Annotated in this window: 25 protein-coding genes and 1 pseudogene; 12 read left to right on the forward strand and 14 right to left on the reverse strand. The window is 71.7% G+C overall.

The window, feature by feature from the left end; genetic code table 11:
• Positions 1–620 (forward strand): tRNA1(Val) (adenine(37)-N6)-methyltransferase (locus tag ACLBYE_RS21510; protein ID WP_447695705.1); only part of this gene is annotated, 620 nt, incomplete at its 5' end.
• Positions 621–629: 9 nt separating this feature from the next.
• Here the strand turns inward: ACLBYE_RS21510 and ACLBYE_RS21515 are convergent.
• Together ACLBYE_RS21515 and ACLBYE_RS21520 are read right to left on the reverse strand one after the other, a co-directional pair.
• A complete protein-coding gene (locus ACLBYE_RS21515; protein WP_447695706.1) occupies positions 630–941 on the reverse strand; it encodes a hypothetical protein in 312 nt (103 codons plus the stop codon).
• 32 nt (positions 942–973) lie between these two features.
• Complete coding sequence (locus ACLBYE_RS21520) at positions 974–1,648, reverse strand: hypothetical protein (protein ID WP_056531636.1); 675 nt, start codon at positions 1,646–1,648, stop codon at positions 974–976.
• A 642-nt stretch (positions 1,649–2,290) separates the two neighbouring features.
• Here ACLBYE_RS21520 and ACLBYE_RS21525 point away from each other — a divergent pair.
• From ACLBYE_RS21525 to ACLBYE_RS21535, 3 genes are read left to right on the forward strand one after another with little or no spacing between them, the layout of a single operon-like run.
• Positions 2,291–3,088 (forward strand): heme ABC transporter permease, encoded by a 798-nt coding sequence (locus tag ACLBYE_RS21525; protein WP_100250638.1) that lies wholly within the window; start codon positions 2,291–2,293, stop codon positions 3,086–3,088.
• 10 nt (positions 3,089–3,098) lie between these two features.
• A complete protein-coding gene (ccmD, locus tag ACLBYE_RS21530; RefSeq protein ID WP_100250637.1) occupies positions 3,099–3,242 on the forward strand; it encodes a heme exporter protein CcmD in 144 nt (47 codons plus the stop codon).
• On the forward strand, positions 3,239–3,853 hold the full coding sequence (locus ACLBYE_RS21535; protein WP_447695707.1) for a DsbE family thiol:disulfide interchange protein: 615 nt from the start codon (positions 3,239–3,241) through the stop codon (positions 3,851–3,853). The genes ccmD and ACLBYE_RS21535 overlap by 4 nt, the downstream gene beginning before the upstream one ends.
• Before the next feature lie 2 nt (positions 3,854–3,855).
• On the opposite strand, the gene ACLBYE_RS21540 is transcribed toward ACLBYE_RS21535, so the two are convergent.
• Positions 3,856–4,470, reverse strand: coding sequence for a septation protein A (locus ACLBYE_RS21540; protein WP_012322230.1), 615 nt, complete (start codon positions 4,468–4,470; stop codon positions 3,856–3,858).
• 87 nt (positions 4,471–4,557) lie between these two features.
• On the opposite strand from ACLBYE_RS21540, the gene ACLBYE_RS21545 reads away from it, so the two are divergent.
• On the forward strand, positions 4,558–4,818 hold the full coding sequence (locus ACLBYE_RS21545; RefSeq protein WP_042674895.1) for a type II toxin-antitoxin system VapB family antitoxin: 261 nt from the start codon (positions 4,558–4,560) through the stop codon (positions 4,816–4,818).
• A pseudogene (locus ACLBYE_RS21550) lies at positions 4,815–5,201 on the forward strand (type II toxin-antitoxin system VapC family toxin). Before ACLBYE_RS21545 ends, ACLBYE_RS21550 begins: the two are co-directional and overlap by 4 nt.
• Here ACLBYE_RS21550 and ftsY read toward each other — a convergent pair.
• The gene (ftsY, locus tag ACLBYE_RS21555; protein ID WP_447695708.1) at positions 5,198–6,586 is read right to left on the reverse strand and encodes a signal recognition particle-docking protein FtsY; all 1,389 of its coding nucleotides are present in this window, start codon (positions 6,584–6,586) and stop codon (positions 5,198–5,200) included. The pseudogene ACLBYE_RS21550 and the gene ftsY overlap by 4 nt on opposite strands.
• A 57-nt stretch (positions 6,587–6,643) precedes the next feature.
• On the opposite strand from ftsY, the gene ACLBYE_RS21560 reads away from it, so the two are divergent.
• A complete protein-coding gene (locus ACLBYE_RS21560) occupies positions 6,644–7,318 on the forward strand; it encodes an RluA family pseudouridine synthase (protein ID WP_447695709.1) in 675 nt (224 codons plus the stop codon).
• A 304-nt stretch (positions 7,319–7,622) separates the two neighbouring features.
• Here ACLBYE_RS21560 and mtaB read toward each other — a convergent pair whose 3' ends face one another.
• A complete protein-coding gene (gene mtaB, locus ACLBYE_RS21565; protein ID WP_447695710.1) occupies positions 7,623–8,849 on the reverse strand; it encodes a tRNA (N(6)-L-threonylcarbamoyladenosine(37)-C(2))-methylthiotransferase MtaB in 1,227 nt (408 codons plus the stop codon).
• Positions 8,849–9,736, reverse strand: a complete 888-nt coding sequence (gene dapF / locus ACLBYE_RS21570) for a diaminopimelate epimerase (RefSeq protein ID WP_091679253.1) — start codon at positions 9,734–9,736, stop codon at positions 8,849–8,851. Before dapF ends, mtaB begins: the two co-directional genes overlap by 1 nt.
• A 195-nt stretch (positions 9,737–9,931) precedes the next feature.
• Here dapF and ACLBYE_RS21575 point away from each other — a divergent pair, with 195 nt between their 5' ends.
• From ACLBYE_RS21575 to tam, 5 genes are all read left to right on the forward strand, one after another.
• The gene (locus ACLBYE_RS21575) at positions 9,932–10,699 is read left to right on the forward strand and encodes a GyrI-like domain-containing protein (protein WP_447695711.1); all 768 of its coding nucleotides are present in this window, start codon (positions 9,932–9,934) and stop codon (positions 10,697–10,699) included.
• 317 nt (positions 10,700–11,016) lie between these two features.
• Positions 11,017–11,778: an endonuclease III domain-containing protein gene (locus ACLBYE_RS21580; RefSeq protein WP_447695712.1), complete on the forward strand. Its 762-nt coding sequence runs from the start codon at positions 11,017–11,019 to the stop codon at positions 11,776–11,778.
• A 93-nt stretch (positions 11,779–11,871) separates the two neighbouring features.
• Positions 11,872–12,936 carry a tryptophan--tRNA ligase gene (gene trpS / locus ACLBYE_RS21585; RefSeq protein WP_331312936.1) on the forward strand — a complete coding sequence of 355 codons (1,065 nt, stop codon included), beginning with the start codon at positions 11,872–11,874 and terminating at the stop codon, positions 12,934–12,936.
• Complete coding sequence (locus ACLBYE_RS21590) at positions 12,933–13,634, forward strand: haloacid dehalogenase type II (RefSeq protein WP_447695713.1); 702 nt, start codon at positions 12,933–12,935, stop codon at positions 13,632–13,634. The genes trpS and ACLBYE_RS21590 overlap by 4 nt, the downstream gene beginning before the upstream one ends.
• Before the next feature lie 22 nt (positions 13,635–13,656).
• Positions 13,657–14,439 carry a trans-aconitate 2-methyltransferase gene (gene tam, locus ACLBYE_RS21595; RefSeq protein ID WP_447695714.1) on the forward strand — a complete coding sequence of 261 codons (783 nt, stop codon included), beginning with the start codon at positions 13,657–13,659 and terminating at the stop codon, positions 14,437–14,439.
• A gap of 21 nt (positions 14,440–14,460) precedes the next feature.
• Here tam and ACLBYE_RS21600 read toward each other — a convergent pair whose 3' ends face one another.
• The 8 genes from ACLBYE_RS21600 to ilvN all read right to left on the reverse strand — a co-directional run bounded on the left by ACLBYE_RS21600 (position 14,461) and on the right by ilvN (position 21,279).
• Positions 14,461–16,536: a methyl-accepting chemotaxis protein gene (locus tag ACLBYE_RS21600; protein WP_447695715.1), complete on the reverse strand. Its 2,076-nt coding sequence runs from the start codon at positions 16,534–16,536 to the stop codon at positions 14,461–14,463.
• 231 nt (positions 16,537–16,767) lie between these two features.
• Positions 16,768–17,421, reverse strand: coding sequence for a pyridoxamine 5'-phosphate oxidase family protein (locus ACLBYE_RS21605; RefSeq protein ID WP_447695716.1), 654 nt, complete (start codon positions 17,419–17,421; stop codon positions 16,768–16,770).
• A 167-nt stretch (positions 17,422–17,588) separates the two neighbouring features.
• Positions 17,589–18,608 carry a ketol-acid reductoisomerase gene (gene ilvC, locus ACLBYE_RS21610; protein WP_012322218.1) on the reverse strand — a complete coding sequence of 340 codons (1,020 nt, stop codon included), beginning with the start codon at positions 18,606–18,608 and terminating at the stop codon, positions 17,589–17,591.
• Positions 18,609–18,620: 12 nt separating this feature from the next.
• Positions 18,621–19,277: a TetR/AcrR family transcriptional regulator C-terminal domain-containing protein gene (locus ACLBYE_RS21615; protein WP_447695717.1), complete on the reverse strand. Its 657-nt coding sequence runs from the start codon at positions 19,275–19,277 to the stop codon at positions 18,621–18,623.
• 83 nt (positions 19,278–19,360) lie between these two features.
• Positions 19,361–20,005, reverse strand: a complete 645-nt coding sequence (locus ACLBYE_RS21620) for a glutathione S-transferase family protein (RefSeq protein ID WP_447695718.1) — start codon at positions 20,003–20,005, stop codon at positions 19,361–19,363.
• 44 nt (positions 20,006–20,049) lie between these two features.
• Positions 20,050–20,409 (reverse strand): type II toxin-antitoxin system PemK/MazF family toxin, encoded by a 360-nt coding sequence (locus ACLBYE_RS21625; RefSeq protein ID WP_447695719.1) that lies wholly within the window; start codon positions 20,407–20,409, stop codon positions 20,050–20,052.
• Positions 20,387–20,683, reverse strand: a complete 297-nt coding sequence (locus tag ACLBYE_RS21630) for an AbrB/MazE/SpoVT family DNA-binding domain-containing protein (RefSeq protein WP_447695720.1) — start codon at positions 20,681–20,683, stop codon at positions 20,387–20,389. Before ACLBYE_RS21630 ends, ACLBYE_RS21625 begins: the two co-directional genes overlap by 23 nt.
• A 53-nt stretch (positions 20,684–20,736) precedes the next feature.
• Positions 20,737–21,279 carry an acetolactate synthase small subunit gene (gene ilvN, locus ACLBYE_RS21635; RefSeq protein WP_020090724.1) on the reverse strand — a complete coding sequence of 181 codons (543 nt, stop codon included), beginning with the start codon at positions 21,277–21,279 and terminating at the stop codon, positions 20,737–20,739.
• Between the last annotated feature and the right edge of the window lie 116 nt (positions 21,280–21,395).

Below are 21,395 nucleotides of genomic sequence, written 5' to 3' on the forward strand. Positions count from 1 at the left end.
GGCTCTGCGACGTCGGCGCCGGGACCGGCGCCGTCGGCCTCGCCTGCGCGGCCCTGGCGCCGGGTCTCCGGCCGACCCTGGTCGAGCGCGACCCGGCGCTCGCCGGGCTGGCCCGCGCCAACGCGGCCCTCAACGGCATCGACGCGCAGATCTTGGTCGCCGACGTGCTGGCCACCGCGGCGGAACGCCGCGCCGCCGGTCTGCTGCCGGACAGTTTCGACGTCGTGCTCACCAACCCGCCGTTCTTCGCAGCCGGCGATCACCGCGCCTCGCCGCATCCTGGCCGCGCCGCGGCCCACACCTTCGCGGGCGGCGATCTCGACGCCTGGATCCGCGCCTGCACGGCGATCCTGCGGCCCGGCGGGCGCCTCGGCCTCGTCCACCGGGCGGACGCCCTCCCGGCCTGCCTCGACGCGCTCCGGGGCCGCTACGGCGGGCTGGCGATCCGCCCGGTCCATCCCCGCGGCGACGCGCCCGCGATCCGCGTCCTGATCGCGGCGACCCGCGGCAGCCGCGCCTCGCCGCGCCTGCTGCCGCCCCTCGTCCTGCACGGCCCCGACGGCACCTTCACCGACGAGGCCGAGGCGCTCCATCGCGGCGCGCCGTGGCCGGCACCCTGATCGCCCGCGTCACGCCGCGAGGGCGGTGGGCTCGGCGTCGCGGATGCCGAGGAACCGCTCCACCTCCGGAAGGTCCGGGAAGGCGAGGAATTCCGGGCGCAGCGGCTCGGGCAGCCCCTCGAAGTTGAGCCCCGGGAACGTGTCGGGATGCGGGTAGAGCTGCCAGGCCGCGCCGGGCTCGACCGGGGGGAACAGGATCGCGACCTTCTCGGCGCCGAGGCGGACGATCCGCGTCGGGCTGTACGACAGGGTCTCGATGCTCCAACCGCGGTGGGAATCCCGGCGGGCCTTCATGGTGCGGCGGCTCGTCGCGCGATGCATGGCGGTCTCCTTCGGTGGGGGTGGAAGCGGGATCAGGCGGCGCTGCGGCGTCCGGCGCGCTTCGGCCAGCCCAGCGCCACGAGGCGGGCTTTGGCGTAGTCGCGCACCTCGTCGCGGGTGCCGGGCGGCATCGTCGCCAGGACGGCCTGGGTGGCGCCGTCCAGCATCAGGTCGGTGACCGCGTTGATGGTCTCGGCCTCGTCGATGCGGCGCTTGAGGTCGCCCTCGGCCTCGGTGACCTCGTCGAAGGCGGGCGCCTCCTCGAAATCCTCGTCGACGGCCCGCACTGGGACCTGGTGGGCCCGGAACTCGTCGGCCTCCTCTTCCGAGTAGACGAGGCCGTGCAGCTCGATGAGCTTGAGGATGACGCGGTCCTTCCCGCGCTTCTCGGCCATGGCGTAGACGTAGGCCGCCTGCTTGCCCGAGACGCGGTAGTTCACGTTGACCAGCGCCTCGCCCATGGACCACTCGACCCGCTCGGTGCCGGGCTTCGCGCCGGGCAGCCGGCCGGTCACCAGGATCACGGCCTCGTCGCGCTCGGCCCGGATGACGGTCGGCGGCTCGAACACGATGCCGGCCTGGGCGGCGATGCGCTCCAGGGTCTTGTGGTAGATGACGGCGGTCCCCTGGACGCGCCAGACGTTGCCCCCGAAGGGCTCGCCGTAGCGGACGAGGATGTCGGCGATCTGCTTGTCGGCGGTTCGCATGAGGCGCTCGTTCCGTCAGGATGAGGTCGCGTCGTCCACAGCTTTTATCGGCGACGCTCTTTCGTTCTCTTTTTGTTCACATCTATATGCGCAATCCGCCCGCGATGCGCAAGGCTCGGGCGGGAAAAGCTGCGGCCGCGAGCCTGCGGCACTGTCGGACGCGCGTCATCGTCCCAGCGCGCCAGTGGCGCCGGGGTATGGCCCGGGACGCCGCGAATAGGCGCGGTCAGGAAGCACAAATAGGAACAATGCCAGGATCGGAGCGCCGTGGGACGTCTCGGCGCGTGAGTGCGGGGCGCGGGTCCCCTCTCCCGTTCGAGAGAGGGACAGGGTGAGGGATCAGGCCTTTCAGGACGTGGCTCGACGCGGACGCGCGGCGAGGGTCTCGCCGACCCGCACGCGTCCCGTCCCTCACCCCAGCCCTCTCCCGCACGGGAGAGGGGGCGCGTCGCGGATGTCCCAGGAAGACGGTTGGGTGTCGACGCGATCGTCCAGGAGCGCGTCGGCTCCGACGCCCCATCAGCGTTGGCACCGTCTGCGACCACATTCCGGCGACCCCGCCGGCTGCGCCGCCGACCCGCATTGTTGCTGCACCGCACCCTAGGCTAGACCGCTTCCACGATGTCCGAGACAGCTGCCGCGATGACGCCTTCCCTCTGGACCCGCCTGTCGAACCCCAGCCACTTCATGCGGTGGTCGGGGGCGCTGGTGCCGTGGCTGACGGCCCTGTCCCTCGGCGTCCTGGCCCTGGGCCTGTACCAGACCTTCTTCGTGGTGCCGCCCGACTACCAACAGGGCGAGACCGTGCGGATCATGTACATCCACGTCCCGGCGGCGTGGCTCGGCGTGTTCTTCTACGGCGCGATGAGCGTGTCGGCGATCGGCACCCTGGTCTGGCGCCACCCGCTGGCCGACGTTGCCCAGCGGGCGGCCGCGCCGATCGGGGCCGCCTTCACGCTGATCTGCCTCGTGACCGGCTCGCTGTGGGGCAAGCCCATGTGGGGCACCTATTGGGTCTGGGACGCGCGCCTGACCTCCATGCTGATCCTGCTGCTGATCTACTGCGGCATCATTGCCCTGTGGCGGACCCTGGAGGATCCGAACCGCGCCGCCCGCGCGGTCGCGATCCTGACGCTGGTCGGCGCCGTGAACCTGCCGATCATCAAGTTCTCGGTGAACTGGTGGTCGACCCTTCACCAGCCGGCCTCGATCCTGCGCATGGGCGGCTCCACCATCGATCCCTCGATGCTCCACCCGCTGCTGGTCATGATCGCCGCCGCGACCCTCGGCGGGATGACCCTGCACCTCTACGCGATGCGCACCGAGATCATGCGCCGCCGGGTGCGGACGCTGACGATCCGCGAGGCCGAGCGCCTCGACCGCGCCCAGCCGCGCCTCACCCCGACACCGGCCGCGATGCCGGTCGGGCAGCCGGTCTAGGAGGGCCGCGATGGATCTCGGGTCTCACGGCGGCTTCATCCTGGCCGCCTACGCGTTCACGGCTTTGGTGATGGTCGCCCTCGTGGGCAACGCCCTGCGCGACCGCCGGGCGCAGCGGCGCGCCCTCAGGGGCTTCGGCGAGGACCGGCGATGAGCGCACCCCTCGACGACACCGCCGGTCGGACACCGCCGGTCCGCCGCTCGCTGCTGCTGATCCTGCCGGCGCTCGTCTTCGCGGCGCTCGCCGCCGTGCTGTTCCTGCGCCTGCGCTCCGGCGCCGACCCGGCCGCCCTCCCCTCCGCGATGATCGGCAAGCCGGTCCCGCGCTTCGACCTGCCCGCGGTGCCGGGGCTGACCGCCAACGGCACGCCGGTGCCCGGCTTGTCGAGCGCGGACCTCAAGGGCCAGATCACGGTGCTCAACGTCTTCGCCTCGTGGTGCGCGCCCTGCCAGGTGGAGCACCCGATGCTGATGCGGCTGGCGAAGGAGCCCGGCATCCGGCTCGTGGGGATCGACTACAAGGAGCCGAACCCCGAGGCCGGCCAGCGCTTCCTGACCCGGCACGGCGTCCCGTTCAGCGCCGTGGGGGCCGATGCCGGCGGCCGCGCGGCGATCGATTTCGGCGTCTACGGCGTGCCCGAGACCTTCATCATCGGGCCCGACGGCGTGATCCGCGACAAGCTGGTCGGCATCCTCACGCCGGAGAATTTTTCCAGCGTGCTCGCGCGGATCCGCGCCGCCGGGAAGGTGGCGGCGGCGCAGTAGCATCACGCCTCCGGCTGCGCTTTCTTGCGCTCGTAGCGGGTGAGCAGCGGCGTCTGCGCGAGGGCGAACAGCACGGTGATCGGCATGATGCCGAACACCTTGAAGTTGACCCAGAAATCCTCCGTCTGGGTCCGCCAGACCAGCTCGTTGAGCGCGGCCAGCACGAAGAAGAACACGCCCCAGCGGAAGGTGAGCTTGCGCCAGCCCTCCTCGGTGAGGCTGAACATCGAGTCGAGGACCACCGACAGCAGCGAGCGCCCGAAGACGAGGCCACCGAGCAGCACGGTGCCGAACAGGGCGTTCACGATGGTCGGCTTGACCATGATGAAGGTCTTGTCCTGCAGCGCCAGGGTCAGGCCGCCGAACACCACCACCACCACGCCGGACACGAGCGGCATGATCGGCAGGCGGCGCACCATCACGTAGTGGATCGCCAGAGCCACGACGGTCGCCGCGATGAACACGCCGGTGGCCACGAACAGCTTCTGGTCCGGGGCGACGCCGAACTTCTCGGAATAGGCGTTGCCGAGGAAGAACAGCACCAGCGGCCCGAGTTCCAGCGCCAGCTTCACGAGCGGCGGCAGGTGGCGGTGCGGGGGGACGGATTCGATCTGCATACGCTCGGTTGGCTCGGCTGCGGCGCTCACGGTAGGCTGGGAGCGTCGAACGGGATTCGCCGGGGTGTGTGTAACGCGGAGCGCGCGATGTCCATCACGATCGAGAATGCCGAGATCGAGGCGCTCCTGGCCGACCTCGCGGAAACCACCCGGCGGCCTGCGCCGGATCTGCTGCTGGACCTGCTGCGGCGGGAGCGGGAGCGGATCAACGACGAGGCGGCGCGGCGCATCGCCGAAGGGCTGGCCGCCGATGAGGCGATGCGCCGTCGCCTCAACGCGAGCCCGCTCGTGGACGCGCGTCCGATCGACGAGATCCTCGCCTACGACGAACACGGTCTGCCAGTGTGATCGTCGTCGATTCTTCGGCCTTCTTGGCGATACGTTTCGATGAGCCGGAAGCCGACGATTTCTCCCGTGCCATTGCCCGCGCAGACGGGATCGCGATGGCGGCAGCGACCTACCTCGAGTGTGCGATCGTGGCGATGCGCGCGGCGGACGGTCGTGCGGCGCTGGACGCGTGGATCGGGGCGCGACGCATATCGGTCGTGCCGGTCAGTTACGCGCTCGCGTAGATGGCCGCCGACGCTTTCGCCCGTTACGGCAAGGGTCGGCACCCGGCCGGGCTGAACTTCGGCGACTGCTTCGCCTACGCGCTCGCCCGGTCGCTGAACGCGCCGCTCCTGTTCAAGGGCGAAGACTTCGCCCGCACCGACGTGCTGCGCGCCGCCTAATCCTTCTCCAGCCCGGCGATCGCCCGGGCGAAGTCGCGGGCCGCGAAGGGCTCCAGATCCTCCACGCCCTCGCCGACGCCGATGAAGTGCACCGGCAGGCCGAACTTCGCCGCCAGCGCCACCAGGATGCCGCCCCGGGCGGTGCCGTCGAGCTTGGTCATCACCAGGCCCGAGACCGGCGCGGCCTGCGAGAACAGCTCCACTTGGCTGAGCGCGTTCTGGCCGACCGTGGCGTCGAGGACGAGGAGCGTGGCGTGCGGCGCCTCCGGGTCCTGCTTGCGCAGGACGCGGACGATCTTCTCCAGCTCGGCCATCAGGCCGGCCTTGTTCTGGAGCCGGCCGGCGGTGTCGATCAGCAGCACGTCGGTGCCGGCGGCGCCCGCCTGCTTCAGGGCGTCGAAGGCGAGGCCCGCCGCGTCCGCGCCCTGCGCGCCGCTCACCACCGGCGTGCCGGTGCGCGCCCCCCAGACCTTGAGCTGGTCGATCGCCGCCGCGCGGAAGGTGTCGCCGGCCGCGAGCATCACGGTGCGCCCCTCCGCCCGCAGCTTCGAGGCGAGCTTGCCGAGCGTCGTGGTCTTGCCGGCGCCGTTCACGCCAACCGTCAGGATCACGAAGGGCTTCCGGGCGGCGTCGATCGTCAGCGGCACCGCCACCGGCTCCAGCGCCCGCTCCACCTCCGCGGCCAGGATAGCCCGGACCTCGTCGGGCGAGATGCCCTTCTCGTAGCGGCCCTTGCCGACGGCCTCCGAGACCCGCATCGCGGTCTCCAGGCCGAAATCGGCCTGGATCAGCGCGTCCTCCAGGTCCTCCAGGGTCGTGGCGTCGAGCTTGCGCTTGGTGAACAGGCCCGTGACCCGGTCGGACAACGCCGACGAGGTCCGCTTCATCCCGGAGGTGAGGCGGCTCCACCAGCCCTTGGCCTCCGGCTCGCGGTCCGGCCCGGCGCCGGCGTCGTGCGCGAGGGCGGCGGCGCTGTCGACCGGCTGGATGTCGGGTTGGACGTCGGGCTGCACGTCGGGCTGCATGTCGGCGGGCGGCTCCACCACCGGCTCCCGGTTCACGTCGCCGGTGTCGACCGGGTCGGCGCCGTGCGCGGGATCGTCGCCGGCGGTGCCGGCCGGCGGACGCTCCGGCTCGCCCTCAACGGGCAGCAGGTCCGCCCCCTCGACCGCGTCCGGGACCGGCTCCCCGGTCTCCTCCGGCGGCAGCGGGACGTGAGTGACATCTTCCGCGGCGGTGGCGAAGTCCGGCTCCCCCTCGGAGGGCGAGGCCGCCCCGGCCGGCAGCTCGGCCTCGGGCTTGTCCTCGGCCTGTTCCTCGGGCGCGGGCTGGCCTTTGCGCCCGAACAGGCGTCCGAACCAGCCGGGCTTCTCCTCGCTCGCCATGAAATCGCGTCCTCGCCCCACCTTGCCCCGCCGACACCGACCCTCTAGCCGATCCGGATGTCCAACGCCTTCGACATAGGCGCGCGCCTCCTCTACCGCGATGCCCTGCTGCTCGTCATCGACAAGCCGGCGGGTTTGCCGGTCCATCCGGGCCCCCGCGGCGGCGAGACGCTCACCGACCACCTCGACGCGCTCCGGTTCGGCCTGCCCCGCCGGCCGGAGGCCGCGCACCGGCTCGACCGCGACACCTCCGGCTGCCTCGCGCTGGGCCGGCACGCCAAGGCTCTGGCGCGGCTCGGGAAGCTCTTCTCCGGCAGCGCCGTCGACAAGACCTACTGGGCGATCGTGGCCGGCGGTCCCGCCGAGGCGGAAGGCAGCATCGACCTGCCGCTGGCCCGCCGCTCGGACGATCCGCGCTCGTGGTGGATGAAGGCCGACCCCGCGGGCGACCCGTCGCTGACGCACTGGCGGGTGCTCGGCCGCGCCGGCGGGCAGACCTGGCTGGAGCTGAAGCCGGTCACCGGCCGGACCCACCAGCTCCGGGTCCACTGCGCCGCCTCCGGCTGGCCGATCCTCGGGGATGCCGTCTACGGCGGCGCGCCCCGCGGGAGCGCGCTGCACCTCCACGCGCGGAGCCTGTCGATCCCGCTCTACCCGAAGCGTGACGCGATCAGCGTGACGGCCCCGCCGCCGCCGCACGTCGCCGAGGCCCTGACGGCGATGCCGGCCTGAGCCGCGGGGTCATCCGGCGCGGGGCGACGGCGGCCGCCTCCATGCCGCGGACTGGCGACGGGGTTCGCACACGTCCGATAGAGAATACCGGCAGCGGCAGAGCGCGACGTGCCCCCTCTCCCGTGCGGGAGAGGGCTGGGGTGAGGAGCGAGAAGCGTCAGGATCGAGCGCGCGGTCGACGTGCGGGTCCGTCGAGTTCTCTGCGGTTGCCGCACACCCCTCACCCTGTCCCTCTCCCGCACGGGAGAGGAGACCCGCGTCACGGTCGGCTACGCAGGCCCTGCGTCGACGGGATTAGGTGGCGTTAAGCCCCGATGAGCCGCGCGCCGTCGTGGCCGGCGATGGAGACGGTGTGGAACGTCCCCGCCTCGGCCGCGTCCGCCAGCCGCACGGCCGTGAAATCCGCGCTCCGCCCGACGCCACCCCGCTCCGCCAGGACCGTCAGGCGGCGGCCCACCTGTGCGTCGAGGTGCCACCGCAGGGTGCCCGCACCCGCCTCGCGCAGCCGCGCCGCCCGCGCACGGATCACGTCAGGCGCAACCGGCGGCATGCGCGCGGCCGGCGTTCCGGGGCGCGGGGAATAGGGGAAGACGTGCAGGTGCGTCAGGCCGCATTCCGCCACGAGGTCGAGGGAGCGGGCGAACTGCGCCTCCGTCTCGGTCGGGAAGCCCGCGATCAGGTCGGCACCGAACACGATGTCGGGCCGCAGCCGCCGCAACGTTTCGCAGAAGCGGATCGCGTCGGCGCGCAGGTGCCGGCGCTTCATGCGCTTGAGGATCAGGTCGTCGCCGGCCTGCAGCGACAGGTGCAGGTGCGGCATGAGCCGCTCCTCCTCGGCGATCGCCGCCAGCAGGGCGTCGTCGGCCTCGACGGAATCGATCGAGGAGAGGCGCAGGCGCGCGAGGCCGGGGACCGCCCGGAGGATCGCCCGCACGAGACTGCCGAGGGACGGGGCCGTGCCGGGGAGGTCGCGGCCGTAGGCGGTGAGGTCGACGCCGGTCAGCACCACCTCGCGCCCGCCCCGCGCCACGATCGTCTCGACCTGCGCGATCACGTCCGCCTCCGCCACCGAGCGGGAGACGCCCCGCCCGAACGGGATCACGCAGAAGGTGCAGCGGTGGTCGCAGCCGTTCTGCACGGGCACGAAGGCGCGGGTGTGCCCGGCGACCGCCTCGACCCGCGTCGGCTCGGCCGCCCGCGCCGCCATCACGGCGCCCGGGCCGGTTGCGGCCGCAGACCAGCCCTCCGGCCGCAGCTTCTCGGCGTTGCCGACGAGGCGCGCGACCTCCGGCATGGCCGCGTAGGCCTCCGTCTCGACCTCGGCGCCGCAGCCGGTGACGACGATCTCGGCGCCGGGCCGCTCCCGGGCGATGCGCCGGATCGCCTTGCGGGCCTGCCGCCCGGCCTCGGCGGTCACCGCGCAGGTGTTCACCACCACCCGGTCGCGCCCGTCCGCCGCCGCGTGGGCCCGCAGGGCCTCGGACTCGACGGTGTTGAGGCGACAGCCGAAGGTGAGGGTCTCGACCGCCATCAGGCCGCGCTGTCGAACAGCTCCGGCGCCAGGGTCCCCTCGGCGACGAGCGCGACCGGGCCGGTCATCAGGACGTGGTCGTCGGCGCGCCACTCGACGAACAGTTCGCCGCCCGGCAGCGCGACGCTGGCCTGCCGGCCGATCATCCGCAGGCGCGAGGCGGCCACCACGGTGGCGCAGGCGGCGGTGCCGCAGGCGAGCGTCAGCCCGGCCCCCCGCTCCCAGACGCGGAGCTTGATCGTCTCGCGGCCCGTCACCTGCGCCACCGAGATGTTGGCGCGCTCCGGGAACAGCGGGTGGTTCTCCAGCATCGGGCCGATCCGGGCGAGGTCGAAGCTGTCCGGATCCTGCTCCACGAAGAACACCGCGTGCGGGTTGCCCATGTTCACGGCGCCCGGCGAGTGCAGGATCGGGTCGTCGATCGGGCCGATCTGCAGCTCGATCCGCCGGGTGTCGGGGAACGGCTCGGACAGGGGGATCTCGTCCCAGGCGAGCCGCGGCCGGCCCATATCGACCGTGAAGGCGCGCTCCGAGACGCGGCGCACGCCGAGCAGGCCGGCCTTGGTCTCCAGGGTGAGCCGGCCGCCCTCGGCCGGCCGCGCCATGGCCGGGTCGTCGAGCATCGCGTAGGCGACGCAGCGCGTGCCGTTGCCGCAGGCGCCCGATTCCGAACCGTCGGTGTTGTAGATGCGCATGAACGCGTCCGTGCCCGGGCTCACGGGATCGTGCAGGACCATCAGCTGATCGAAGGTCGAGCCGGGATCCTGGGCGATCGCCCGCGCCTCCTCGGGCCGGACTTTCGCCGCGGAGCCGCGCAGGTCCAGCACCACGATCGCGTTGCCGGCGCCGTGCATCTTCAGGAAGCGTCTGTGGGCGAGTGCGCTCATGCGGTCCCGCGGTTGGAGGAGGGCGCGGGCTATATCGCAAAAGCCGCCGCCCGGCGCGAGGGGTGCCACGGCGTGGCAGATGCGCCGCACCCGCGGCTCTCGTCCGCGGCGCCCTCGCGGGCCGTCCCGTTCGCCACTAGGTTACGCCGCGGGAGCCCGCGCGATCATCCGTGGGCCTCGACCGGAGCGCCCTACGTGATCCGCCTTCGTCCGCTCGTCGCCCTCTCGGCCGCCCTCGTGCTCGCGTCGGCCGGCCCGATCGCCGCCCAGCAGCAGCCCGCGCCGCCGCACTCCACGGCGCCCGCGCCGGCCCAGACGAACCCGCTGCCGACCACGACCGCGCCGAACCCGGTCGCGGACCCGGACAAGAGCGCGGCCCCGGCCCCGCAGCAATCGGTGGCGCCCCCGCCCGCGGGCCAGTCTGCGGCGGGAACGCCCCCGGCCACGGGCACGGGGACACCCGGCCGGCCCACGCTCATCGAGAAGGCCGGCGAGCCCGGCGACGTCGACGAGGTCACCCTCCCGGCCAAGCCCGCCGCGATCCTGTCCGGCAAGACCAAGTGGGAGGAGGCCGTGCCGAACCTGAAGCAGGCCTTCGCGCGGATCGAGGCCGACCTCGCCAAGCTCGGCGTCGCGCCGGCCGGCCGGCCGCTCGCGGTCTTCACCCGCACGGACGACGACGGCTTCGAGTTCGAGGCGATGGTCCCGGTGGCGGCCGAGCCGAGCCCGGCACCGGCCGAGACCGACGGCCTGCGCTTCGGCACGACGCCCTCCGGCAAGGCGCTGCGCTTCGCCCACAAGGGCTCCTACGAGTCGATCGACAGCACCTACGAGACGCTGACCGCCTACCTCGATGCCAAGGACATCGTCGTGCAGGACCGGTTCGTGGAGGAGTACGCCACCGACCTCAAGGACAGCACCGACGACAGCCTCGACGTGAACATCTACGCGCTGGTGAAGTAGGCGCGCACGGGCCGGCGGCGTCCCCACGCGATTGCCACGACCGCTTCGGGACCGAGCGCGGGTCCCCTCTCCCGTGCGGGAGAGGGACAGGGTGAGGGGCATGCGGCTTCCGGACAGGGCACGCGCGTCGACGGCACTCTCCGCCCTGAAGCGCCCGGTCCCTCACCCCAACCCTCTCCCGCACGGGAGAGGGGGCAGGGCGCGCGCCGCCGCCGGCCCTGCTCTCCGCTGGACGCGCGCGAACCAGACGAGGCGGACAGATCGCCGCTGCCCCGTACCGGCAGGAACAGGGGCGGCGGCTGGCGGATTCGCCCGACATGCCCGCCGCCGACCTCAGATCCGCGACCGTCCCGCGTTCACGCCGCAAGGCGGTCCCCGCCGTCGCGGATCCGGCCCTGGCCGAGAAGGCGCTCGCCGTCCACGCGCGGCTCTGCCCGGTCTACGGCTGCCCGATCCCGTACTTCCACAGCCTGGACCCGGTCAGCGAACTCGTCTCCTCGCTCCTGTCACACCGGACCCGCAACGCCGAATCCGGCCGGGCCTTCAAGGCGCTGCGGGCGCGCTTTCCCGACTGGGACGCGGTGCTCGACGCGGACGTGCCGGAGATCGAAGCCGCCATCGCGGGCGTGACCTGGCCGGAGCTGAAGGCGCCGCGCATCCGTGACGTGCTCCGCGCCCTGCGCGACCGGCACGGCAGCCTCGACCTCGCCTTCCTGGCCGACATGGAGGTCGAGGTCGCGCGGGAATGGCTGCAGGCGATCCCGGGCGTCGGGCCGAAGACCAGCGCGGCGGTCCTGTCCTTCTCTACCCTGCGGATGCCGGCGCTGCCGGTCGACAGCCACCATCACCGGGTCGCCCAGCGCCTCGGGCTGATCGGCAGGCGGGTCGACGTCGGCCCGTCGCACACGATCCTGCGGGCACAGCTCCCCGCCGACTGGAGCGCGCAGGACCTCTACGACAATCACGAGATCCTGATGCTGCACGGTCAGAAGGTCTGCCATCATCATCGCCCGGCCTGCGGGCGCTGCGTCCTGGTCGACCTCTGCCCCAGCGCGAAGCTGCCCTCGCGGGAGCCGTGAGCGCGTCCTTGACCATTCCGGCCTGCGGGTGCGAGTAACCCCGCGCCCGGACGGCGCGGAGCCCCGGTCTTATCTTGCTCAGGATCGGCGCCGATGGCCGCGTTCACCGAATTGGTCTTCTCGGGCGTCCAGCCCACCGGCAATCTGCATCTCGGCAACTATCTCGGGGCCGTGAAGCGCTTCGTGGAGATGCAGGACCGCGACGCGCAGTGCCTCTACTGCGTGGTCGACCTGCACGCGATCACCGTCTGGCAGGATCCCGAGGCCCTGCGCGGCCAGATCCGCGAGGTCACGGCCGCCTTCCTCGCCGCCGGCATCGATCCCAAGCGCTCGATCGTGTTCAACCAGAGCCAGGTGCCGCAGCACGCCGAGCTCGCCTGGATCTTCAACTGCGTCGCCCGCCTCGGCTGGCTGAACCGCATGACCCAGTTCAAGGAGAAGGCCGGCAAGGACCGGGAGAACGCCTCGATCGGCCTCTACGACTACCCGGTGCTGATGGCCGCCGACATCCTCGCCTACCGGGCGACGCACGTGCCCGTCGGCGAGGACCAGAAGCAGCACCTGGAGCTGACCCGGGACATCGCCCAGAAGTTCAACACCGACTTCTCGGGCTCGATCACGGCGCACGGCCACGGCGACGCGTTCTTCCCGATCACGGAACCGCTGATCGGCGGCCCGGCCGCCCGGGTCATGTCGCTGCGCGACGGCACCAAGAAGATGTCGAAGTCGGACCCGTCCGACAACGCCCGCATCAACCTCACGGACGACGCGGACGCCATCGCCCAGAAGATCCGCCGGGCCAAGACCGATCCCGAGCCCCTGCCCTCCGAGGTGGCGGGCCTGAAGGAGCGGCCCGAGGCCGACAACCTCGTGGGGATCTACGCGGCGCTCGCCGGGATCACCCGCGAGGACGTGCTGCGCGACTTCGGCGGGGCGCAGTTCTCCACCTTCAAGCCGGCTCTGGCCGACCTCGCGGTGACGAGCCTCGCGCCGATCGCCGAGGAGATGCGCCGCCTCACCGCCGATCCGGGCCATATCGACGCCGTGCTGGCCGACGGCGGCGCCCGGGCCGAGACCATCGCGGCGCAGACCCTCGACGCGGTCAAGGACATCGTCGGCTTCGTCCGGCGCGGTCCCAGCCTGCAGGCGGTGCGGTGACAATCCGGGCGCTGGTCTTCGACGTCTTCGGGACGCTGGTCGACTGGCGCTCCGGCGTCGCCCGCGAGGCGGCGCGGCTGCTCGCGTCCGTCGCGCCGGACCTCGATGCCGGCGCCTTCGCGGACGCGTGGCGCGCCCGCTACAATCCCTCGATGGAGACGGTGCGCTCCGGCGGCCGGCCCTACGTCGACCTCGACACGCTCCAGGCCGAGTCCCTGCCCGACGTGCTGGCGCAGTTCGGCCTCGCGGGCGTCTCCGAGGCCGTGCGGGGCGAGCTGGTCCAGGGGTGGCACCGGCTCGACGCGTGGCCCGAGGTGCCGGACGCGCTGCGGCGCCTGCGCGGGAAGTACCTCCTGGCACCGAACTCCAACGGGCATGTCCGGTTGATGGTCGACCTCGCCCGCCGCAACGGCCTGATCTTCGACGCGGTGCTCGGCGCGGGCTATTCCCGCGACTACAAGCCGAAGCCGGCGCTCTACCGCGACGCGGTCGCGGCCTTCGGCTTCGCGGCCGGCGAGACCATGATGGTCGCCGCCCACTCGAACGACCTCGCGGCGGCTGCCAGCCATGGGCTCGCCACCGCCCACATCGCCCGCCCGCACGAGCACGGCCCGGGCGGCGGCGAGACCGGACCGACGGTGCCGGTCACTCACGCGGCGCGGGATCTGGCAGACCTCGCCGACCGGCTCGGCTGCTGAGGACTTTTCACGGAAGGGTGCCATGGCCGACTGGAACCCCGCCCTCTACACCCGCTTCGAGGACGAGCGGACCCGCCCCGCCGCCGAGCTCCTCGCCCGCGTGCCCCTCGACGCACCGCGGATTGCCGTCGATCTCGGCTGCGGGCCGGGCAATTCCACCGCGCTGATCGCGGCGCGCTTCCCCGACGCGGAGGTGATCGGCCTCGACACCTCCCCGGCGATGCTGGAAAGCGCCCGCGCCCGCCTGCCGGGCCTGTCCTTCGCGCTGGCCGACGCCGCCACCTGGGTACCCGAGCGGGCCCCGGACCTGATCTACGCCAACGCCGTGCTGCAATGGCTGCCGGACCACGCGACCCTGCTGCCGCGGCTGTTCGGTCTCCTCGCCCCGGGCGGCGTGCTCGCCGTGCAGATGCCCGACAACCTCGCGGAGCACACCCATCGCCTGATGCGCGCGGTCGCGGCGGACGGCCCCTGGGCGGCCGCGATCGGCGATCCCGCCGTGGCCGGCCGCCTCGGGCGGATGCTGGAACCCGCCGCCTACTACGACCTGCTGGCGCCGCGCGCCGCCGACGTCGATGTCTGGCGCACCGCCTACCACCACCGCATGGCGGACGCGGCCGCCATCGTGGACTGGGTCAGCACGACCGGGCTCCGGCCGTTCCTCGACCCGCTGGATCCGGAGGAGCGGGCCGGCTTCCTGGCGGCCTACACCCGCGCGATCGAAGCCGCCTACCCGCCGCGCAGCGACGGGCGGCGCCTGCTCGCCTTCCCGCGCGTGTTCATCGTCGCCCGCAAGGCGCCGTAGCGCGGGCCGGCACGGCGACCATCAGGCCGCGCGCACCGTTCCGAGGAAGCGGCCGACCTCCGCCCGGAGATGCGCGGATTGCCGCGACAGGTCCGCGGACGATTCCAGCACCTGACCGGCGGCAGAGCCGGTCATGTCGGCGGCTTCGGCCACGCGGGCGATGTTCGTCGTCACCTCGCCCGTGCCGGCGGCGGCCTGGGTCACGTTGCGGACGATCTCCTGGGTTGCCGTGCCCTGCTGCTCGACCGCGGCCGCGATCGTCGTGGCCGCCCCGCTGATCTCGTCGACGCGCGTCGTGATGCTGCCGATCGCCGAGGCCGCCTGCTCGGTCGAGGCCTGGACGCGGGCGATCTGGCCCGCAATCTCCTCAGTGGCCCGTGCGGTCTGCTCGGCCAGCGCCTTGACCTCGGCGGCCACGACCGCGAAGCCCCGGCCGGCCTCGCCGGCGCGGGCCGCCTCGATGGTGGCGTTGAGCGCCAGCAGGTTGGTCTGGCCGGCGATGCCGCTGATCAGCGCCACAACGTCACCGATCTTCATAACCGCCGCGCTCAGATCCTCCACCAGCCGCACCGTGCGCCCGGCCTCGTCGGCCGCGGCCCGCGCGAGCTGCGCGGATCCCTGGACCTGACGCCCGATCTCCTGCACGGAGCTGCCGAGCTCCTCGGCCGCCGAGGCCGCGGCCCGGACGTTGGCGGCGGCCTCCTCGGCCCCGGCCGCGACGGTGGTCGACTGGCCGGCGGTCTCCGACGCCGTGGCGGCCAGCGCCCCGGCCGTGGCCTGCAGCGCGGTGGCCGCGTCCGTGACCGTCGCGACGATGCCGCCGATGGCCTGCTCGAAGCTGTTCGCCAGGTCCGCGGTCACCCGCTTGCGGTCCCGGTCGGCCGCCGCCTGAGCCTCCGCCCGCGTCCGCGCGTCGGCCTCCGCCTGCGCCCGCAGGCCGTCGCGCAGCTTCAGCACGGCACGCCCGACCAGTCCGACCTCGTCGCGGCGCCGCGCCTCGCGCACGTCCGCCCCGTAATCGCCCGCGGCCATGTCGCCGATGGTCCGGCCGAGGCCGCGGATCGGCGCCCCGACGAGGCGGTGCAGCGCGCCGAAGACGGCCGCGCACCCGATCAGCACGCAGAGGATCGAGATGCCGATCAGCGTCGCGCGCGCCCGATCGGCGGCGGCCGTGAGCGTCGCCACCGGCACCGCGACGACGATCGCCCAGCGGTCGGGCGTCTCGCCCGCCTGGATATGCTGCGCCATGTAGCGCCACGGCGCCCCGTCCGGGCCCGGCGCGTCGGTCACCGCCACGGCTCCCGCCGCGATCGCCTGCCGGGCCGCGTCGGCCGCCGACGCGTCGAAGCCGTGCATCGGCTTCCCGGCCGCCGCGCCGGTCGGATGCGCGACGGTCGTTCCGTTCGCCGAGACCACGGCGAGGTAGCCGGTCCCGAACGGCCTCACCGCCCCGAGGGCGGCATTCAGGGACCCGAGATCGATGTCGACGCCGGCGGTGCCGCGATACGTGCCGTCCACGGTGATCGGTGCGCCGAAAGACATCATGACGACGTCCTTCCCGGCCACCGGGTAGATGTAGGGTTCGATGGCGACCAGGCGGTTCAGCCGCTTCGGCCGGAGGTAATAGGCGCCGTCCGGCTCGGCCTCGTAGCCCGTGAGGACCTCGCGCTTGATCGTGCCGCTCCCGCGGTTCCAGTAAGGCATGAAACGGCCGCTCGCGTCCGAGGAGGCCGTGCCGGCGAAGGCGCGGTCGCGCCCGTCCAGGGCGTCCGGCTCCCAGCCCGTCCAGGTCGCGATCAGCTCGGGGTTGGCGCGCAGAAGCTCGCGCAGCAGCGCGTCGTAGATGTCCCGGTCTTGGATGCGGCCGGCGCGCAGGGCCGATGCCGAGGCCGCGATGCTCTCGGCAGTCTTAGCCGCCACCGTGAGGCGGAAGCGGACCTCGCGCGCCTCGTTCGACAGCGTCTCCGACTGTATCTTCGCGGCCTGCTCATCGAAGGAAGCGTCGATTCGGCGTGCGAGAAAAGTCGTCCCACCCGCGAACACCGCAGCGATCAGGATGCTGCAGATCAATGCGACGCGCAGCGGGAGCGAAACCATGGCCTTAACGATCCGGGCAAAGATGCGATCGGCAAATTTGCACGAAATTTATGACTCAGCACCCACATCGTCAAGAATTTTTTAACCCATGGCGCTGTCGATCACAGAATTTTTGCTGCATTTATATGTGATGCTGCAGATTTATACTTGGCATAATCTTATTTGACGGAAATTGAATTCCGCCCGTCACGCACCGGCCGCCCTGGACTGCGGAGCGGCCGGACTGGACAATCAGGCCTCGCCGCGGGCCATCAGCGCCTCGTACTCCGCGACTTCCAGCCGGCCCTCCCGGGCGACGCGGGCCTTGTCGGCGTCGCTGATCACGTCGCCCGCGAGGTCGAGGCGCTTCCAGGCGGCGAGCGGGGTCTCGCGGCCGGGACGCGGCACGTACTTGTTCTGCTCGAGCTTCTGATACTTGTGGATGTAGCGCGGGCAGTTGATCCAGATCTTCGTCACCGCGACCTTCACCAAGTACTTGGCCTCGATGTACGCGGCCAAGAGGGCGTCGTCGCGCAGCAGCGTCGCGTGGCCCTGCACGCGGATGCGGTGCGGCGTCTCGAAGTCGATGAACAGCAGGCCGACCTTGGCCTGCCCCTCGATGTTGCCCATCGAGTAGAACATGCCGTTGCCGTCGAAGCCCGGGAAGACGAGCGTCTTGTCGTCGAGCACCTTCACGAATCCCGTGGGGCCGCCCTTGTAGGAGACCGTCGGCATGCCGTCCGGGTCGACGGTCGAGAGGAAGAACATGTCGCGGGAGCCGATGAAGGCGGCCTCGTCCGGCTGGACGGTCTCGTGGACCCAATCCTCGTCGAGACGCACGGCGAGCTTGGTGGTGCCGAACTCCTCCTGCAGCGCCCGGTGCGCGTCGGAATAGAGCGATGCCATGCGTGTCCTCTCCGCTTGCCGGTCCTCGTACGCGCGGGACCGCTGGCGGGCTTATGGCCGGGACACCCCGTGTCGGGCAACCCGGAACGCGAAGGGCCGGTCACGCCTCCGCGTGACCGGCCCCCGCGCGTGCGCGGCCGGGCCGGGCCCGACCGCGCGGATGCGGATCAGTTGCGGGTCTTGTCGACCAGCGCCTTCTCGGAAATCCACGGCATCATGCCGCGGAGCTTGGCACCGACCTCCTCGATCGGGTGGGCGGCGAGCTTGGCGCGGGTCGCCTTGAACGAGGTCTGGTTGACCTTGTTCTCCAGCATCCAGTTGCGGGTGAAGGTGCCCGACTGGATGTCGTTGAGCACGCGCTTCATCTCGGCCTTGGTCTCGGGCGTGACGATGCGCGGGCCGGTGACGTACTCGCCGTACTCGGCCGTGTTGGAGATGGAGTAGTTCATGTTGGCGATGCCGCCCTCGTAGATGAGGTCGACGATCAGCTTCACCTCGTGGAGGCACTCGAAATAGGCCATCTCGGGGGCGTAGCCCGCCTCGACCAGGGTCTCGAAGCCGGCCTTGATCAGCTCGACGAGGCCGCCGCAGAGCACGGCCTGCTCGCCGAACAGGTCGGTCTCGCACTCCTCCTTGAAGGTCGTCTCGATGATGCCGGCGCGGCCGCCGCCATTCGCCGAGGCGTATGACAGGCCGAGGTCGTGGGCGTTGCCGGAGGCGTCCTGCGCGATGGCGATCAGGGTCGGCACGCCGCCGCCGCGGAGGTACTCGGAGCGCACGGTGTGGCCCGGGCCCTTCGGGGCGACCATCAGGACGTCGAGGTCCTTGCGCGGCTCGATCAGGTTGAAGTGGACATTGAGGCCGTGGGCGAACAGGAGCGCGGCGCCCTGCTTCATGTTGCCCTCGAGGGACTCGCGGTAGATGTCGCCCTGCAGCTCGTCCGGGGTGAGCATCATCACCACGTCGGCCCACTTGGCGGCCTCGGCGACCGACAGGACCTTGAAGCCCTCGTGCTCGGCCTTCTTGGCGGTGGCGGAGCCCTCGCGCAGGGCGATGACGATGTCCTTCACGCCGGAATCGCGCAGGTTGAGCGCGTGGGCGTGGCCCTGGCTGCCGTAGCCGACGATGGCGACCTTCTTGCCCTTGATCAGGTTCAGGTCGGCGTCGCGATCGTAATACACCCGCATGTCTGTCTCCTCTTAGACTTGGTGGTTCGGGTCGGGTTTGGCCCGGCCGTACAGGGCCAGGAACTGCTCGACGGCGCGGCCCGCATCGCGCCGGATCTCGGCCCCGTCGAGGTCGAGGGTCTCGCCGAGCAGAAGTCGGATCTGGATATCCCGGCCGACGAGGCCGAAGAAGGTGCGAAAGGCGGCCTCACTGTCGGCAAAGGTGAGCAGGCCGGCGGCGCGCCCCGCCTCCAGCACGGGCTTCACCCGTTCGCCGATGGCGAAGCGCCCGTTCGCCAGAACGATGCCGCCGAGATTGCTCTTGCGCGAGCCCGCATGCGCGATGGCGATGCGGTTCAGCGCCACCGAGGTCGGGCCGGTGATGACCTCCAGCCACGTCACGGCGAAGTCCTGCAGGCGCTCCCGCAGGGTTGCGCCGTCGAGCACCTGCGCGGCGTCGTGCCCGGCATGGACCCGGGAGGCCTGCCAGCGCACCGTCGCGGTCAGCAACCCGTCGCGGTCGCCGAACCACTTGTAGAGCGTCTCCTTCGAGCAGCTCGCCCGGCGCGCGACGGCGTCCATGGTGACCTGCTCGCCGTCCTCGACCATGAGGCCGAGCACGGCGTCCAGCACCGCCTGCTGGCGTGCTGAGGGTGCGTCCTGCTCTGCTGTGGCGCTGGCCTGCATCATCTCGAATGGCGTACCGTACCGTACGGTACGCGCTCTAGGCCGATTCGTTGATCGCGGCAAGAGGGTGCCGCGATCGAATTAAGTCAGCGCGGAAGCGGCAGTCCCTCGCGGGCGAAGACGGCCTGCACGGCCGGGCGTTCGGCGACGCGGCGGGCGTGGGCGGTCCAGGCCGGGAAGCGGCCGGCCATGTCGAACCGGAGCACCGGACCGTTGGCCCAGAACCAGAAGACCATCAGGTAGGCGTCCACCACGCTGAAGCGGTCGCCCACCGCCCAGCCGCCGTGCGAGAGGCGCACCTCGGTCATGGTGGCGAGATCGACATAGGTGTTGGCGGCCTTCGCCTTGATGCCCTCGAAGGCGCTCTCGTCCTCGGTGTAGCGCTCGGGCCGGCGGACATGGGCGTAGGTCACGTGGTGGTTGCAGGCGAGCCAGCCGAGCCACTCGTCGGCGGCGGCCTGCTCGCGGAGATCCGTCGGCCACAGCGCCTTCTCCGGCACCTGACTGGCGACGTGGCGCATGATGGCCGCGCACTCGGTGAGCACCCAGCCGTCCTCAATCAGGGCCGGGACGCGGCCGCGATCGTTGATCGCGAGATATTCCGGCCGCCGCTGGTCGCCCGCCGCGAGGTCGAGCTTGATGCCCTCGTAGGGTTGCCCGGATTCCTCCAGGATGATGTGGGCGGCGAGCGAGCAGGCGCCGGGGGCGTAGTAGAGAGTGCGGGCGGTCATGAGAGCCTTGTTGCTGTCGATGGTTCGCGGAAACGGTCCGCTTCTCAAACGGTCAGGCCGAGCAGCGTTCTGAGCTTGCCGCGCACCTCGGCGACAATCTCATCGGGCGCATCCCCGTGGCTCCGCAGGATACGGGCGGCCCTATCGATCGAACGGACTTGATCCACCAAGACGGCACCCGAGACGACGAGCCCGGCCGGTAAGAACACCTTCGTCGGCCACGGATGCGGGTTGCGCGTGATTGGGCAGACGATAACCCGACGGGTCAATTGATTCATGTTCGGATCCGAAACGACGAGCGCGGGTCGGATACCGTTCTGTTCGGTGCCGCGGACCGGCTCGAGGTCGACGAGCAGGAGTTCACCTGGCCTCGGCTGCCAATCAGTACGGGTCGTTGTCGTCATCGATGATCTCGGAGCCGCGATCCGGGCCCCAATCGACCGTCGGCGGCTCAGCTTCCGGGCCCAGGCGGCGGGCCTCGGCGATCATCTCTTCCATCGTGTAGACCGGCAGCCCATCGACATACCGGCGCCCGATCCATTGCGTGGACTCGGGCTGCGCGGGGCGCTTCGAGACGATCTCGACCGTCGCGCCCTCGCGGATGCCGAGTTCCTCGGCCTCCGCACTGCTGAGCCGCACGGCGAGATCGTCACCCCAGCGAATGACCTTGGCTTCCATCGCTCCGCCTCCTGCGGGGACGGCGCATCCTAGCAGAGGCGAGGGAGCAAGTCCTACAGCGGCTCCGCCCCGCGCCCCATGGCGGAGATGCCCGTCCGGCAGATCTCCACCAGCCCGATCACGCTCATCAGGCGCACGAACCGGTCAACATCCTCGGTGGCGCCGGTCAGCTCGAACACGAAGGAGTTGAGCGTCGCGTCCAGCGTCTTGGCGCCGAAGGCGGCGGCCAGCCGAAGGGCCTCGCTGCGGTGCTCGCCCTCGCCCTTCACCTTCACGAGGCAGATCTCGCGCTCGATGGCGTTGCCCTGGAGGGTGAGGTCCACCACCCGGTGCACCGGCACCAGCCGGTCGAGCTGCGCTTTGATCTGCTCGATCACAGCGTTCGTCCCGGTGGTCACGATGGTGATGCGCGAGATGTGGCGCGCCTCCTCGGTCTCGGAGACGGTCAGGCTCTCGATGTTGTAGCCGCGGCCGGAGAACAGGCCCGAGATGCGGGCGAGCACGCCGGGCTCGTTGTCGACGATCACCGCCAGCGTGTGCCGGTTCACCGGCTCGACGCGGACGGCATCGGGGTAGTGGGTGTTCATCGCGTTCATCGCCGGCCTCGTCCTCGTCGTTCGACCCATCGCCGCCGCAGCGGCGGAGCGCGGCCCCGCGGGGGGGCCGGGGCGCCCCCCCCCCCCCCCCCCCCCTCCCCCTCTCCCGGGGCACG

Source organism: Methylobacterium sp. A52T (genome assembly GCF_053346095.1).

Excerpts from the sequence above, each read along its gene's own strand:
- ACLBYE_RS21515 (WP_447695706.1), bottom strand. The coding sequence starts at position 941 with ATGCATCGCGCGACGAGCCGCCGCACCATGAAGGCCCGCCGGGATTCC.
- ACLBYE_RS21540 (WP_012322230.1), bottom strand. The coding sequence starts at position 4,470 with ATGCAGATCGAATCCGTCCCCCCGCACCGCCACCTGCCGCCGCTCGTG.
- ACLBYE_RS21525 (WP_100250638.1), top strand. The coding sequence starts at position 2,291 with ATGACGCCTTCCCTCTGGACCCGCCTGTCGAACCCCAGCCACTTCATG.
- ACLBYE_RS21560 (WP_447695709.1), top strand. The coding sequence starts at position 6,644 with ATGTCCAACGCCTTCGACATAGGCGCGCGCCTCCTCTACCGCGATGCC.
- ACLBYE_RS21535 (WP_447695707.1), top strand. The coding sequence starts at position 3,239 with ATGAGCGCACCCCTCGACGACACCGCCGGTCGGACACCGCCGGTCCGC.
- mtaB (WP_447695710.1), bottom strand. The coding sequence starts at position 8,849 with ATGGCGGTCGAGACCCTCACCTTCGGCTGTCGCCTCAACACCGTCGAG.
- tam (WP_447695714.1), top strand. The coding sequence starts at position 13,657 with ATGGCCGACTGGAACCCCGCCCTCTACACCCGCTTCGAGGACGAGCGG.
- ilvN (WP_020090724.1), bottom strand. The coding sequence starts at position 21,279 with ATGAACGCGATGAACACCCACTACCCCGATGCCGTCCGCGTCGAGCCG.
- ACLBYE_RS21625 (WP_447695719.1), bottom strand. The coding sequence starts at position 20,409 with ATGACGACAACGACCCGTACTGATTGGCAGCCGAGGCCAGGTGAACTC.
- ACLBYE_RS21580 (WP_447695712.1), top strand. The coding sequence starts at position 11,017 with ATGCCCGCCGCCGACCTCAGATCCGCGACCGTCCCGCGTTCACGCCGC.
- ACLBYE_RS21630 (WP_447695720.1), bottom strand. The coding sequence starts at position 20,683 with ATGGAAGCCAAGGTCATTCGCTGGGGTGACGATCTCGCCGTGCGGCTC.
- ACLBYE_RS21605 (WP_447695716.1), bottom strand. The coding sequence starts at position 17,421 with ATGGCATCGCTCTATTCCGACGCGCACCGGGCGCTGCAGGAGGAGTTC.
- ftsY (WP_447695708.1), bottom strand. The coding sequence starts at position 6,586 with ATGGCGAGCGAGGAGAAGCCCGGCTGGTTCGGACGCCTGTTCGGGCGC.
- ACLBYE_RS21545 (WP_042674895.1), top strand. The coding sequence starts at position 4,558 with ATGTCCATCACGATCGAGAATGCCGAGATCGAGGCGCTCCTGGCCGAC.
- ACLBYE_RS21600 (WP_447695715.1), bottom strand. The coding sequence starts at position 16,536 with ATGGTTTCGCTCCCGCTGCGCGTCGCATTGATCTGCAGCATCCTGATC.
- ACLBYE_RS21620 (WP_447695718.1), bottom strand. The coding sequence starts at position 20,005 with ATGACCGCCCGCACTCTCTACTACGCCCCCGGCGCCTGCTCGCTCGCC.
- dapF (WP_091679253.1), bottom strand. The coding sequence starts at position 9,736 with ATGAGCGCACTCGCCCACAGACGCTTCCTGAAGATGCACGGCGCCGGC.
- trpS (WP_331312936.1), top strand. The coding sequence starts at position 11,872 with ATGGCCGCGTTCACCGAATTGGTCTTCTCGGGCGTCCAGCCCACCGGC.
- ilvC (WP_012322218.1), bottom strand. The coding sequence starts at position 18,608 with ATGCGGGTGTATTACGATCGCGACGCCGACCTGAACCTGATCAAGGGC.
- ACLBYE_RS21520 (WP_056531636.1), bottom strand. The coding sequence starts at position 1,648 with ATGCGAACCGCCGACAAGCAGATCGCCGACATCCTCGTCCGCTACGGC.
- ccmD (WP_100250637.1), top strand. The coding sequence starts at position 3,099 with ATGGATCTCGGGTCTCACGGCGGCTTCATCCTGGCCGCCTACGCGTTC.
- ACLBYE_RS21615 (WP_447695717.1), bottom strand. The coding sequence starts at position 19,277 with ATGATGCAGGCCAGCGCCACAGCAGAGCAGGACGCACCCTCAGCACGC.